Here is a 14,288-nt window from a genome sequence, read left to right on the forward strand (position 1 = left end):
ACCACTACTTTTCCCAACAAAAAGAAGCTGAAATCAATGCTGCTCTGCAAAGATTTCAGCTTCTTTTATTATTAACTAATTATTTTACAGCCTATTAATATAACTGGATTCACGTCAATGACTATCTATAATAAATAGTTCCAACACTATAATAGATCAGTGCAATCACAAAGAATCCTATTAATTAATAATAGCTTCTAATGGAATTACATGAGGTAGCCCATTGTCATCCATATAAATTTTCGTTTTAACACGGTATACATCTTCCATCATGGCTTCTGTAAAGATGTCTTTCGGCGCGCCTTGAGCGTATACTGTACCCTCTTTAAGCACGATGATTTCATCTGCGAACATAGCCGCCAGATCAAGATGATGCAATGTTACGAGCGTTGTAAAATCATTTTCTTGAGTCAGATTTTTTAGCAATGTTAATAAGTCAAATTGCTTGTACAAATCTAAAGCACTTGTCGGTTCATCAAGAATTAAGATTTTAGGTTCTTTTACAAGGGCTTGCGCCATGAACACAAGTTGGCGTTGACCACCGCTGAGCTCCATGATGCTGCGCGATGCAAAGCACTGTAAATTCAACCGTTCCAATACCTCTTGTGTGGCTGCAATATCCTCATCACTTACGCGGAAGGACATGGATCCCATGCGCCCTAGCATAACGACTTCAAAAACAGATAGATTGACTTTACAGTCATTATCTTGAGACAAATAGCTTACTGTACTACTAAAATCCTTTGTAGAATATTGAGATACAGGTTTACCATTAACGGAAATCTCGCCCTTGCCTTTCAAGATACCCATAATTGTTTTTAAAAGTGTAGATTTACCAGCACCGTTAGTACCAATGAGCGCAGTCAATTTACCTGTTTTAGCAGCAAAATCAACGCCCTTTAAGATCTGTCCGTCTTCCGTAGAGGAATAACCAAAGGTTAGATTATGAACTTCAATCATTTAAAATAGCTCCTTTTCCTAGTTAATACCAACGAGAAGAAGAAAGGTACACCGATGATTGCTGTCACAATACCGATTGGGAACATCGCCCCAGGAACGAGCATCTTACTTGCAATAGATGCGAGAGACAAAATCGCCATGCCACACACTGCAGATAACGGTAAGAAATACCGTTGATCTTCACCTACAAGCATACGTGCAATATGTGGTCCTACAATACCGATAAAACCAATGGTTCCAACGAAAGAAACAGCAACGGCTGTAATGATGGAGATGAAAGCAAACACTTTTACTCGTAAGCTTTCAACATTAACACCAAGACCAGAAGCCTTTTCATCGCCTAATTTTAATGCTGTTAAACGCCAAGATTCACGCATCATAAGCGGAAGCATGATTGCTAATACGATAAGAACAATAGAGATATTAATCCAATTAGCTTTCGCTAAGCTACCCATTGTCCAGAATACGATGTTTTGAAGTGCCTCAGGAGATGCCATATATTGCATCAAGGATTGAAGCGCTTGGAACAAGAACATCATGCCGATACCGGCGAGAATCATCGTTTCAGAGGAGAAGTTCTTAATCTTATTAATGGAATAGATAAAGAAGCTCGTCAAACTAGCAAATACGAAGGCGCCGAATGGAACCATAAAGACACCTAAAAACTCTAATGCACTAGCGCCTACAACAACCATGAGAGATGCACCGAAGCCAGCCCCTGCGGATATACCAAGTGTATACGGGCTAGATAACGGGTTATCAAGGATAGTTTGCATACCAGCACCAGCAATGCCCAAAGAAGCACCTACAAGCAATGCCATTATAGCCGTCGGAAGGCGAATCGACCAAATGATGACATATGCGTTTTTGGAAACCTCTGCTGGGTCTGTTAATGCGAGCCATACATCACTTAACGTAAGTGATGCAGGGCCTACAATAATATCGGTAACAAAACTTACCGCACAAATGATCAATCCGATAATAATGAACAATAGTTTTTTATAACTCTGCTTCTTATAATCGTACTGATTGTTAGTATCCGTCACTATACAAAACCCCTTCTTAGTTTAAATGCATAAACCAAACGCCACCGTAAGAGAATGGAAGGAATTTATCATAGAATTCCTTAAGTGTGCCTTCAGGATCTACATCCTTGAATTCCTCAGGATAGAATGTTTTAGCTAAGTATTCAAATACTGCAACGTCATATACTTCACGAGGTAAACCATGGTGAGTAGAGAATACGTTTTTAGATTGAACGGCTTTCAATTCAGGCCAGCCTTGACGTTCTGTGGTGAAAGCTTTCAATAACTCTTGAGATTTAGCTTCATTTGTATCAAAACCTAAACGCATGGATGTAGGTTTCTTAGGCCAGTAAGAACCAATAATCATGATGATATCTGGGTTTCTTTCCAAAATAAATTCTGGGTTAACAGGGCCTGCTTTTTGAACTACATCTTTTGTAATAAGGTCGCCACCTACTTGCGTTGCTAATGCGCCCCAGGCTACATTTGCACTATACGCAAAACCTAAACCTTCTGGGCCTTCGTTACCTGTTTCAATATAAACAGTTGGTTTTGGTTTATTGATTTTGCTAATGCGGTCCATAACTCTTGTTAAACGGTCAGTATAGAACTTGTTGATTTCTGCTGCACGCTCTTCTTTACCCAATGCTTTACCGATAGCTTCGATAGATTTTTGGTGATTTTCAAGCTTTTCCGCATGGTAATCGATGTAGATAGTTGGAATACCAGCTGCATCGATTTTAGGTTTGTAATCAGATTCATATTGATCTTTGAAAAATAATGGCATGAAAATAACATCTGGATTTAAGGAAATAACTTTTTCCACATCAAATGTTTTGTCATTTACGTTACCAATGAGAGGAATTTTTTCCAATTCTGGAACGTCCGCTTTATAGCGATCCCACATATCTGTACGCAATTTGCTCAAATATGGGTCCATGCCAACAATAGTCTTAGCTACATCTTTACCTTGCAATGCAGCCATAGTCAAGAACGCACCGCCAGAGGCACTCAATTGAACTACTACGCGTTCTGCTGGTTTTTTTAACGTAACTTTTTGACCTGTTACGTCGGTAATTTCAATTTGTTTGCCAGATTGTGCCGCATCCTTTTTCGTATCTGCTGGACCACCACAAGCAGTCAAGAGCATACTCACAATCAGTAGAAAAACGGTGGCAATATAAGCCATACATTTCTTTTTCTTAACCATAGAATACCTCGATTCAAAATTCAAAACTCAATACATTCTAATAAATACAATGTACGACAGCATTTATATAGTTTTACTCCATCAACTCCTTCTACACACACTCTTAATTCATATGCATAAACCAGATGCCACTATAAGAGTATGGCAAGAATTTATCATAGAACTCTTTCAGTGTAGCTTCTGGATCTACATCCGCAAACTCTTCAGGATAGAATGTTTTTGCTAAATATTCAAAGACTGCTGCATCAAATACTTCGCGTGGAAGGCCATGATGCGCGGAATAAACTTGTTTATTTTCAACAACTTTCAAATCACTCCAACCTTGACGCTCTGTGGTGAAAGCTTTCAACAACGCCTGAGACGAATCTTCGGTTGCTTCAAAACCTAAACGCATAGAGGTTGGTTTCTTAGGCCAGTAAGAACCCATGATCATGATAATATCTGGATTTTTCTCAAGTATAAACTCTGGATTAATAGGAGACGTTTTCTTAATAACATCCTTGGTGATGACATCAGCACCAGCCATAGTAGCTAATGCCCCCCAAGAATAATTACTACTAAAGGAATTACCAAATTCTTCCGGACCATTCATACCAACTTCAAGGTAAACTGTTGGTTTTGGTTTGTTAATTTTACTAACACGATCGAGAACTCTTGTCACGCGATCCGTATAGAACTTGCTGATTTCTGCGGCACGTTCCTCTTTACCCAAAGCCTTACCTATGGCTTCGATAGATTTTTGATGACTTTCAAGTTTTTCAGCATGGTAATCAATGTAAATCGTTTGTACACCTGCTGCATCTAATTTTGGTTTAGCATCGGACTCATATTGTTCTTTCAAGTCAAGAGGAATGAAAATAACATCTGGGTTCAAGGAAATAACTTGCTCCACATTAAATGTTTTATCACCGATAGTCCCCACTACTGGGATCTTAGCTAACTCAGGCATTTCAGCAGTAAAGTGCTTCCACATATCCGCCCTGTAATCCTGCAAAGATGTATCCATACCGGCAATAACCTTTGGAGTATCTTTACCCATAAGGGCAGAAATCGTAAAAAATGGACCACCAGCACCACTCCACTGTAAGACAACTCGCTCTGCTGGCTTTTTCAGTGTTACCGTACGTCCTGTTACGTCAGTAATCTCAATAGGCTTGCTATTTTGCGCCGTATCTTTCTTTGTCTCACTAGTACCTCCACATGCAGCGATGAGCATACTAACAATTAGGAGGAAAACCGTGGCTAAATACGCCATAAACTTCTTTTGTTTGAACATAAGTACCTCTCTTCTCTCAACTAAAACTATCACTATAAGTGCACATAAAAAGCCCGTCTCCCCACGAAGAGGAAACGGGCTGTCATCTCAGTTAGACTAACTACCACGCCTAATAAGCTAGCATATAGTATGAGCTTTCAACTATGCATAGCTAGTATAAATTCATCTATATCAATCCCCATCCCTGTCTCTCGCAGGTCAATTGGCAATTGTTAATTAGGCAGTTCTCCTGGCTCCAGTTCAACGTTACTTTGCGCCTTCCCAAAAACTTCAGTGACCGAGAGCATTTCACCCTCTATGCAAAGTACCTCGCTGTTACAGTGGCGTGACCGCTTTGGCTTATACCAAATTCTCTATTAAGTCAATAGACACCTAACCCAATCATATGTGATTTTTCTCATCGTAGCATGAGGGATATACAGTGTCAATAAACATATAGGGGTACAGCTATTCTTGTAAAATCTATACTTTTCAGCAAAAAAGAAGCTAAAACTCAACCACTAAGCAGAGTTTTAATTTCTCATTAGGACAGTCTGTAAAAATGTCCGTCAAATTCTATAATTTATTTTTATCGATTAATAACTTTTCCTCTACAATTCAAGGCGCATTTGATACCATTTGGCACCGCCGTGATCAGACTCAGACTCACCTTCATTTACAAAACCAAACTTAGCATAATAAGGTATCTTTTCTTTCTTACAGGTTAGAATAACACCCTTACGTTTTTCCTCTCTCGCAAGGTCGATAAACGCCCCAATTAACTTACCACCTACACCGCGATTCCGATACTCTGGCAATGTATTTAAGCCAAATATCATCTGCCAAGCACCGTTTGGATTATGTAAGGAAGCATCGGCGAACATCTCATCCGTCAAGACTTCATCATCCGTTACAAAACCATCGATAAAACCAATCGGCGTAGCTCCATCAAAGGCAATTAAAAACTGACCTGCATAATGGTCTAATCGTTCCTTAAAAGCCTCACGAGGCGCCGCCTCTGCAGGAGGGAAACAAGTTGCTTCTATATGTGTCACTAAATCTAAATCAGCGGTTGTCGCTTTTTGTATTAATATATCCATATCCTTCTCCATCGTATCTACATATCGGTTTTAGTATATACCGTTTACATAACAAAGACTACACGTAACTCTATGTACGTGTAGCCTTTTATTAACAATTTGACCAGTTATTTACTATACAGATTATCCGACCAATCATCTTTTCGTATATTTAGGCACATTCCGATATTGCATCGGTAAGGAATTTTCTTTTACTTTAAAACCATGCTTCTCGTAAAAGGTTGCATTCTTGCTTTCACCAATCATAACATTAATGTACAAGTAAGACTTGTAAGCCTCTTTCACCATTTCTAGCAAATGACCAGCAATACCTTGGCCATGATACTCAGGATGAACCAACACATAATTGATGAAGCATACTAACTCGCTATCATCCATGACACGAATAAGACCGACTAAACGGTCACCGTCCCAAGCAGTAATCACGCGCGACGAATTCATCAAAGCCTTATACAATCGATCAGGATATTTACCTACCACCCAACGAACAGACAGAAATAACGCTGCTACTTGCTGGGGCGTAAAATTTCGCTCCTCAGTATATGTAATCTCCATAAAAGCTCCTCCACATTATCAAAAAATCCAAGGTTTTTCCAAAGTAGCCGCTTTATTAAAGGTTAATGTACAGAGTGTAGGATTTTCTTTATCTAAGTAAGCAATAAAAACTATTTTATTAATCAATTTCTCTTTTACCATCATCGCTTTTTCAGCATCGTGATACATATATTCACGAAGCAATTCCGGAAGAGTAAACCGAATACTAAGGCTGTAAATCTCATCGTTATTAACTATTGGTACTATAATCCATTCATCAGGTTTATCTGGATCAAAATGTATTGATACTTGTTGGTGCGGATTAGCTTTCAATAACTCATTAAATTCTGAATTAGCTAATAGAGGAATCATATATACACTATTTATTGTAGCCAAATATATAAATTGATTTTCAATATTATTCTTTAAATCCATTATCAGCTTTTTTAAATCAATATCAAATAAATATTCATCCCAACAATAAGAAGATCTCCTATAATATGCCACTTCATCACGAATTAATTCTGAAAATGTCCTTTTGAAACTATTAAATTCAGTATCATCTATACCTGAATCATCCATCAATTCATCTATTATTTGTTGAATAAGGTTTATGATATCTTTATATACATCACTAGATAAATCAATTAAATGTATTTTATGAGCAATTGCATAACGTTGTGCAGGCTTTGAAAAACCAGATGTAGAAAAGATAGCATAATGATATTGATAACGTTTGACAGATAATTGCTCCGTACTCAAATTTACAGTAGCGTAGTTAGTATTAATATCATTTAAAATACCAACACCCATTCTAACTCTATCAATACCAACTTTTGTGCTTGCATAACACTTTGCTTCTACAAATAAGCGCAAAGGATATACAAAGGGAGGCGTTATTTTAAAAGTCCCCAATGTGTCAAACTGATGATAACCTCCACGCCCTCGAACATTTAAACCATTATGTTTACTTTCTATTTCTTTTTCGCCATGTGGTACACCAGGTTCACAAGGAATATTGCTCTCTGTAATTACTTCATAACCATTCACTTCAATAAGTTTTGATAATACTATCTCTAAAAGGTATCCTTTTGCTTGCTGTTTATTCATGTTACTGCGCTCCTAAGTTATAAGTGCCAAACGTATTTTTCTACAACCTCTTGCTCATATATATAACATCGACCATAGGGTTATGATAATACGGCTCGCATTCAACAAAGCCATGCTTCTCATACAAATGGATCGCAGCTTGCAACGGTTCAATTGTATCTAGCACCATTTCTTTATATCCAGAGGCTTTAGCATGGTCCATAATACTTTCAATCAGACGATCACCGAGAGCATGTCCGTGCCCTTCGGGACGCACATAGAGGCGTTTCATTTCACAACGGGTATCGCTATGCTGATAATACACCACCATGCCAAGCACTACATCATTATCATCGATAGCAACCAATAATTCACCATTGGGCGCCGTATATTTCTCACCGATATCTGCTAGTTCCTTATCTAAATTCTGAAAGGACAAATCGCGACCAAGCCATTGTCTCTGTAATCAACTCTTTTACTTGATCTAAATACGGTTTTCCATCAACAATCTTAATCATTTAAACTCCAATAATAGTGATTACTTTAACTTTCGCATCTCACGAATAAACGCCTCTGCCTCTTGTAGATTCTTAGGGAATTCAAAATAAATACATTGCTCATGTCCACAATAAGGATTTCGGAAGTCATAGCCGCTCAACAACAAATACTCGATAATCTTCCATTCTTTATCATTAGATTTTTTAGGAGCCTTGAACTTCTCGTTCACAAAGTACATTTTACCTTTACATGTAGGGCAAGTTTTATTTCTGTTAAACAACTCATAGTTTGTGCCCTCCGACAAGGAGATCCGGCAGGTTACACATACATTTTTATAGCCCATAGTTATTTACTCCCATATGGTTTATGTTGAAAGATTTCTTTTACAATCCCTTCACCAACAATATTTCCGCCTTCCATGATAAAGAACTCAGTACCTGCTTGTAGAGCAGAGTAATCTACAGTTTCATAAAGTGGCAGCGCATTAGCTTCTATTTGTTTATTAAAGATGACATCCTCACCATCAATAAAGTTAATACCAAGATATTCCTCAGTACCTTTTATAACTATATGAGGATAGTACATTCCATTATTTAAATTAGGTGGAGTTCTCCTCTTCTTGCTAAAGAAAGTAACTGTACAGCCAATAGTAAAATCTAAATTACTCATTTCGAGCCTCATTCAACTACATATACCATATCACCTTTAAAGTATATCCGAGGAAAAACTAAATTACTCTATGTTAAGATTATCTAATCAATCTAAAACCTTTTTTAAAATTCCTTATTTTCTAAAACTATATTATATATTTTAACCAAAAAGACTTTTATAAAGCCCTTTAATTTCTTGTGCGTATTTCACTGCACCATGAAGATGCATTCGTTTATAGTAATCTCCTAAAATTTCTGTATGATTTTTCAAAATATCAAATTCAATCATATACATAGCAATACTCGTTATAGAATATTTTCCTATCTCAAGTATAGTTGATTTATCTTCTATATCTAATTCCTCGCCTTTTGGAAATTCACCATCAGAATATTCTTCCCAAGTTTCATCACTGTATTGCCAAAAGGCATTACTCCAAAGAATCAGTTCTTTACGATTGTATTCTATTAATTGCTCGAAAAACTGCACTAACTCTTTCTCAGAATATAACTTGCAATTAAACCCTTCTAATAAGAATTGCCTTTGATTCAATCGATTTCTTAGTTCTTGAATTTCTATACTTTGTAGTTCTTTATTAAAGTTATCAGGTCCTAATTCCTCTATAATATCTAAATATATAGGGCTATCTAAAAATTCTTTTAAAGTTTTCATATTCTTACGTCCTTACAGAATTAACACCTTCCATAATAAAGAACTCCGTACCTGCTTTTAGAACAAAATAATTTACAATTTCAAAAACTAACAACATATTATCTCATATTTGTTTATCAAAGATGACATCTTTACTACTATAAAGTTTATACCAAGACTCGGTACCTTTTATAATGATATGAGGATAGTACATTCCATAATTTAAATTCGGTAGACTTGTTCTCTTCTTGCTGAAGAATGTAACTATGCAGCTAATAGTAAAATCTAAATTGCTCATCTCAGCTCTCATTCAACTACATATACCATATCACCTTTAAAGTATATGTTCATTATACAGTGTACGGGATTCCCTTCGGTCCATAACCAACCTTGGAATACAGCGTGACCCCAATTATAGGTCTCTGTAATGATTTCAAATTCACTTTCACTATAATCCTGCTGATACTGAGATAACTCAATTCTTTTACCTGTGAAAGTATCTAGAATTGTATTGTTAAATACGAGAATTTCAAAAAAATCTATATCGCACGTCTCAAACACGACTTGAGCCTTATGAGTTTGCTCAATACCGTTCTCATAAGAGAAAATGTACTCAAAAGTAAGAATCAAATTATCATCTGCGTATTCTATTTTCTGTACCCTTGCATCGTGGAGAGAATATTTGGAATGATTGCCAAAAGATTTTGTTGTTTTCATGGATCCTCATTACACAATTAACAATACTATAATCTAAAACTTAATTAATTTGAGCCTATTTTATTAATCCTTTTCATCTAATATTGTATCATAATAATAAATGATTATTTATCATTCACTAATTAAATATTAAAATACAAAAAAGTACATAATAATGAAAAATGCCCCCTTTACTAGACAAGCAGTAAAAGGGGTATTTTTCATGAGATATAATTATAAATATAAAAGGAAGGCAATTGATTTATTTTATTAAGGTGAATAACCTAAGACACCAAACGGAGTATTAACACATACTTTTCATAAACAAATAAAGAAACAGAGTAAACAAAAGGAGCTTCATAATCCGAAAATTATTAACCTTTATGGAGATAATAAAAAGTTACTCTCTAAAGTATAAATATGAATTAGTGTGTCAAGTATTATCTGGAAAATCTATAAATGCAATAACAGTTCAGGCTAAAATTAATACCAAACACCTTTATCAATAAGCCTGAAGGACAACAATAAAAGGGTCCTAAAATGAAAACAACTAAGAATATCTTACCTAGAAAACTCAAACCAAACAAATATGAGGAGCTAATTCGCTTACGAGCTGAAAATACTTATATTAAAGCTGAGAGTGAAGTCATAAAAAAATTGACTTGAAAGAAGAAAAAGAAGCTACACATCTTAAGGCGAAAAAACACGACATTATTCAGTCTGTGTCCATGAAAATGACTACATATCATAACGAAGAACTTTTAAAATAATATCATTATGTATAAATAGTATAGAATCAATATTTTTATTATCAAATTTACATCTATTTCTGCTCACTCAATTACTTACAAACATAAAATAGTCATATTCTATCATGAGCTAAAAACAATAAATAAGAGTAAAGTAAATTAAAAATCAGTTGATCATTTTTATAAAATTCTTCATTAACAATACGCGTCAATCCATGAGTTGAATAGTTATATTTATCTACAAAAGCACCATTTATTAAACTTGATTCATATATATTATATATACTAGTTATCGCTTTCTTATCTCTATCATCCTTTACTTTAGAGAATAAATTAGCTTCAATGCTCTTTTTGGAAAAAATCTTTTTAAAATTTTCTTTTAAATATTCATTCTTATTTTCTTTCAATAAATCCAAAATTGCACAACAAATTACTTCTAACAATGTTCTTACAGACGCTACTCTCAACAACTTACAAGTATCATTATCATAAACTTTATTAAATTCTTTTATAAAATTCACTAAATCATGATCCAGTTCAATACTTTCACTTAAAGAAATTAATGGATGTATAAATCCCATCTTATTAGTTTTAATATCAACCTCTTTTTTTGTACAAGAAATCCTTTGATTAAAACTAAATTCTCTATTTGAAATCTTATCAATAAATCGAATGTTAAAAGTAACATCTGATGGACTCATTACAATAAACTTCTCATTTTTTCTATCAAAAAAAATATTCTTTTCTGGCAGAATATCTATATGTTCTAGTCTTATTTTTTTAGTTCCTTTACAATCTGTTACTTCTAAAACTTCATCTAGCATGTACTCTTTGGCAAGCTCTAACTCACTTAGTAGAAAACGCATTTTGGCACTTGGATAATCTATAATACTTATATTCGTCACATCTCCATTATTATGCAAAACTCTCCAACTACCAAGTTTCATTGAATCAAAATTTTTTTCAAGGTTATCAGCATAATATATTTTTTCTATATTATACTCATCAATTCCACTACCTTTTAAAGAATCACCTTTGATCATTTTAACGTCTCTAGTCTTAGGTTTTTGTTGTTTTTCCGATTCTTCAATTTCTTTTATCTTATTTTGAGAAGAAGAAGATATAAAATTCAATAGCTCTTGCAATAAAAGTTGATTTCTAGATTCAATTAACATAGTTCTATCTGAATTAAAATCTAAAATCCCTTTTTTCATTAAATAAATATTAATAATACCCGCTTGTTGTCGTATGACTTTTTTTGAGCTACTAGATACATTAATTTCAACATCATATAAATCATTACTAAAATATACATTATTAAAATAGACTAGAGGTGTAATTTTTTTCAATTTCTGATCTTTATAATAGTCAGAAACTTTTTTTAACTCACCACTGTTAAATTTAAAATAATCTATCTCCAGTTTTATTTCAAAATCATTATTAGCTAATAAACTATTATACTTTTGATCAATATCTATATCATACGATAAGCCATTTATATAGATCCTATAATAAAATATATCTTTTTCTCTATACGTTTTGCTTTGAAAACATGTTTTTGCAATGATTTTATCTTTAACCAATGAATTGCTGATATCAGATGGTATCTCTTTAGCATCTTTATATAATTTATTGATTTTAACTTTAAAATTATCATCAATAATCGAATTCTGTAATTTTAAAAAATCTGAGGAATTATCTAATACTTTCCTAAAAAGTTCTATGGCTTCCGAATTTAAATTTTCTATAACTATTCTTGTTCCATTTTTTTTTAAATCGATACTTGAACTTTCAGAAATATCAACATTAGAATCATGGATATCCTCTAACCCCTCAATTTCATTCATATCTATAGTAAAACTATAATTAGTCCCCTGCTTTGAAGTTTTTACAGTAACCTTACTACCAAATTTAAAAACAGAAAAAAATCCCAATCCTTTTTCACCTGAAATTATTCTGCCATTTTTGACAACACCGTATTCTTTATTACTATGACTAACAATAAGTAACGAATGAATATCATCTAAGTCCATTCCATCTCCATCATCAAAAATTTCAATGTTATTATCACAAACGTTAATTTCTATGGTATTAGCCATAGCTTCATATGAATTTTTTATCAATTCAACTATTGCATAAATTGTATTCGGAATCTTTTCTGAAATTTCCTTAATTATTTTTCCAGATACTGATAATCTCATCATTATCTCCTACTTTGTGAATATTAAAATCGTTTCTTCAGATATAGACTTTACAACCTTTTCATTTTTTCCTGAAGAAAGTGTAAGAGGCGTCTTTTTGTATAGTATATTTCTATTAAATTTAGAAATTATTTTTAATCCTAGATTTTCTGCTATTTCTATCGTTATTTTATCTAACGGTTGCCGAATTGCATCTATACTCCTATTTCCTACCGTCATTATTAAGTACCCATCTTTAGATAAACAACTTTCTATAGATTTCAACACAACACAATAATCTTCAAAAAAATTAATTACTTTTTCTTTCTTATTCACAGATATTTTATTTAAATATTCACTAAGTGACTGTATATTATTTGTATTACAAATCGTTCTTCTTTTTCCTCCAATACTAATTTTATCTATTGTAGAATATTTATCCAATATACAGGGTTTACATGGCAAGTCCTTAGTATCAATCCATTTAAGATATAAAATTGAAGATTGACCATATGTAACTGTAGTAGAATTATCACCATACGGAGGAGAAGTACAAATAATTTCAAACTTCCCCTTTAGTTTATGTTGCATAACATCACAACAATCACCATAAATAATCTTTACTTTATTTTTTTCTTCATAATTTAAGAAACTAGCATTTTCTTTAACTTTACCAATAAAATAATCAATGCAATTATTTTGTATAAGATTTATTTTATCCTTAGGCAAAATATGTAGCTTAAAAGTACTTGTCCTATCGTTACTATATTTAAATATTGTTTCCGACAAACAAACCCAAAAAAATTTTCTAATACTTGCATCTTCCTCAGCAATTATACATTGCCTAATTTTACTTAGTGACTGAATTATATCGTTTCTAAACCATTTTTCTATATTATAAAAATAATGATTCTTAAAACTTATTTCTTGATTCAATTCAGTGTTTATTCTTTCAATTGCATATAACAGCTTATTACGATTATACAGATTTGTTTTTACATATGATAATAAAGTAGCATAAGGATTAATATCTATACCTATTGAATTAATCCCTAAATCTTGTGCAATTGCCAAAATAGTTCCTGAGCCACAAAAGGGATCTAACAACTTAATATTATTACCTTTAATTTGTTTTATAATTATATTTAATAACTCATATTGCATATCTGGAACCATTGTAGCTGGATACTTTCCTATACTATGTATTCCTGTTTTAATTTTCCCTTTAAAATCCCAATATCCTTCCGGATATTTATCTAATTCTCCAATAATATATTGCATCATAGCCCCCTACGTCCATCTACACCTATTAAAATAATAGTTGCATACCTGATTGTGGTTAATCATCAATATTTTCTATGATCAGAGTTAGTTAAATTCATAATTATTTCTCTACGAAAATCTCTTACTTGTATTTTTATAATATTATGACATATGAATTTATTCACAATCTAATATAAAAAAGCATTCTCTTTTAACTTTGGTATCTTCAAAAATTAGTATGTGCAGAAAATCTAATAAAACTCCAGACATTGTTTTATATAGATAATTTTATCTGTCCAAACAATTATCAGTGCTTCAAAAAAGCTAGGAAATTTATTAAATCATTCATCTATCTTTACTTATTTTTAACTCTACAGATTCTCCATAAATAGCTTTCCGATATATTAGCTAATCACAACCTTCTCCTTTT

Annotated in this window: 14 protein-coding genes and 1 riboswitch; all 14 genes read right to left on the reverse strand. The window is 33.3% G+C overall.

Going from position 1 to position 14,288, the window contains the following annotated elements; genetic code table 11:
* Positions 1-180 precede the first annotated feature (180 nt).
* Positions 181-960: an ABC transporter ATP-binding protein gene (locus tag E7A03_RS04590; protein WP_205112819.1), complete on the reverse strand. Its 780-nt coding sequence runs from the start codon at positions 958-960 to the stop codon at positions 181-183.
* Positions 957-2,006: a FecCD family ABC transporter permease gene (locus E7A03_RS04595; protein WP_278617634.1), complete on the reverse strand. Its 1,050-nt coding sequence runs from the start codon at positions 2,004-2,006 to the stop codon at positions 957-959. The genes E7A03_RS04590 and E7A03_RS04595 overlap by 4 nt, the downstream gene beginning before the upstream one ends.
* Before the next feature lie 16 nt (positions 2,007-2,022).
* Positions 2,023-3,195 carry an ABC transporter substrate-binding protein gene (locus E7A03_RS04600; protein ID WP_278617635.1) on the reverse strand — a complete coding sequence of 391 codons (1,173 nt, stop codon included), beginning with the start codon at positions 3,193-3,195 and terminating at the stop codon, positions 2,023-2,025.
* A 103-nt stretch (positions 3,196-3,298) separates the two neighbouring features.
* Positions 3,299-4,471 (reverse strand): ABC transporter substrate-binding protein, encoded by a 1,173-nt coding sequence (locus tag E7A03_RS04605; RefSeq protein ID WP_278617636.1) that lies wholly within the window; start codon positions 4,469-4,471, stop codon positions 3,299-3,301.
* A 202-nt stretch (positions 4,472-4,673) separates the two neighbouring features.
* A riboswitch (cobalamin riboswitch) is annotated at positions 4,674-4,862 on the reverse strand.
* Between the two features lie 199 nt (positions 4,863-5,061).
* The gene (locus tag E7A03_RS04610) at positions 5,062-5,550 is read right to left on the reverse strand and encodes a GNAT family N-acetyltransferase (RefSeq protein WP_278617637.1); all 489 of its coding nucleotides are present in this window, start codon (positions 5,548-5,550) and stop codon (positions 5,062-5,064) included.
* Between the two features lie 135 nt (positions 5,551-5,685).
* On the reverse strand, positions 5,686-6,105 hold the full coding sequence (locus E7A03_RS04615) for a GNAT family N-acetyltransferase (protein WP_278617638.1): 420 nt from the start codon (positions 6,103-6,105) through the stop codon (positions 5,686-5,688).
* Positions 6,106-6,123: 18 nt separating this feature from the next.
* Positions 6,124-7,194 carry a hypothetical protein gene (locus tag E7A03_RS04620; RefSeq protein ID WP_287509333.1) on the reverse strand — a complete coding sequence of 357 codons (1,071 nt, stop codon included), beginning with the start codon at positions 7,192-7,194 and terminating at the stop codon, positions 6,124-6,126.
* 40 nt (positions 7,195-7,234) lie between these two features.
* Positions 7,235-7,612, reverse strand: a complete 378-nt coding sequence (locus E7A03_RS04625; RefSeq protein ID WP_278617640.1) for a GNAT family N-acetyltransferase — start codon at positions 7,610-7,612, stop codon at positions 7,235-7,237.
* Between the two features lie 99 nt (positions 7,613-7,711).
* The gene (locus tag E7A03_RS04630; RefSeq protein WP_278617641.1) at positions 7,712-8,014 is read right to left on the reverse strand and encodes a hypothetical protein; all 303 of its coding nucleotides are present in this window, start codon (positions 8,012-8,014) and stop codon (positions 7,712-7,714) included.
* 2 nt (positions 8,015-8,016) lie between these two features.
* On the reverse strand, positions 8,017-8,340 hold the full coding sequence (locus tag E7A03_RS04635; protein WP_278617642.1) for a hypothetical protein: 324 nt from the start codon (positions 8,338-8,340) through the stop codon (positions 8,017-8,019).
* A gap of 141 nt (positions 8,341-8,481) precedes the next feature.
* On the reverse strand, positions 8,482-8,991 hold the full coding sequence (locus E7A03_RS04640; protein ID WP_316073739.1) for a hypothetical protein: 510 nt from the start codon (positions 8,989-8,991) through the stop codon (positions 8,482-8,484).
* A gap of 285 nt (positions 8,992-9,276) precedes the next feature.
* On the reverse strand, positions 9,277-9,687 hold the full coding sequence (locus E7A03_RS04645) for a hypothetical protein (protein ID WP_278617644.1): 411 nt from the start codon (positions 9,685-9,687) through the stop codon (positions 9,277-9,279).
* An 841-nt stretch (positions 9,688-10,528) separates the two neighbouring features.
* Entirely contained in the window at positions 10,529-12,616 is a 2,088-nt protein-coding gene (locus tag E7A03_RS04650; protein ID WP_316073740.1) for an ATP-binding protein, read from the reverse strand.
* A gap of 9 nt (positions 12,617-12,625) precedes the next feature.
* Complete coding sequence (locus E7A03_RS04655) at positions 12,626-13,876, reverse strand: DNA methyltransferase (RefSeq protein ID WP_316073741.1); 1,251 nt, start codon at positions 13,874-13,876, stop codon at positions 12,626-12,628.
* Positions 13,877-14,288: the final 412 nt, after the last annotated feature.

This window comes from Veillonella parvula, assembly GCF_032472435.1.
Taxonomy (GTDB): Bacteria; Bacillota; Negativicutes; order Veillonellales; family Veillonellaceae; genus Veillonella; species Veillonella parvula_N.

What these genes read in the sequence shown, in the direction of transcription:
- E7A03_RS04590 (WP_205112819.1), bottom strand. Translation starts at nt 960, where the DNA reads ATGATTGAAGTTCATAATCTAACCTTTGGTTATTCCTCTACGGAAGAC.
- E7A03_RS04600 (WP_278617635.1), bottom strand. Translation starts at nt 3,195, where the DNA reads ATGGTTAAGAAAAAGAAATGTATGGCTTATATTGCCACCGTTTTTCTA.
- E7A03_RS04605 (WP_278617636.1), bottom strand. Translation starts at nt 4,471, where the DNA reads ATGTTCAAACAAAAGAAGTTTATGGCGTATTTAGCCACGGTTTTCCTC.
- E7A03_RS04610 (WP_278617637.1), bottom strand. Translation starts at nt 5,550, where the DNA reads ATGGATATATTAATACAAAAAGCGACAACCGCTGATTTAGATTTAGTG.
- E7A03_RS04615 (WP_278617638.1), bottom strand. Translation starts at nt 6,105, where the DNA reads ATGGAGATTACATATACTGAGGAGCGAAATTTTACGCCCCAGCAAGTA.
- E7A03_RS04620 (WP_287509333.1), bottom strand. Translation starts at nt 7,194, where the DNA reads ATGAATAAACAGCAAGCAAAAGGATACCTTTTAGAGATAGTATTATCA.
- E7A03_RS04630 (WP_278617641.1), bottom strand. Translation starts at nt 8,014, where the DNA reads ATGGGCTATAAAAATGTATGTGTAACCTGCCGGATCTCCTTGTCGGAG.
- E7A03_RS04635 (WP_278617642.1), bottom strand. Translation starts at nt 8,340, where the DNA reads ATGAGTAATTTAGATTTTACTATTGGCTGTACAGTTACTTTCTTTAGC.
- E7A03_RS04640 (WP_316073739.1), bottom strand. Translation starts at nt 8,991, where the DNA reads ATGAAAACTTTAAAAGAATTTTTAGATAGCCCTATATATTTAGATATT.
- E7A03_RS04645 (WP_278617644.1), bottom strand. Translation starts at nt 9,687, where the DNA reads ATGAAAACAACAAAATCTTTTGGCAATCATTCCAAATATTCTCTCCAC.
- E7A03_RS04650 (WP_316073740.1), bottom strand. Translation starts at nt 12,616, where the DNA reads ATGAGATTATCAGTATCTGGAAAAATAATTAAGGAAATTTCAGAAAAG.
- E7A03_RS04655 (WP_316073741.1), bottom strand. Translation starts at nt 13,876, where the DNA reads ATGCAATATATTATTGGAGAATTAGATAAATATCCGGAAGGATATTGG.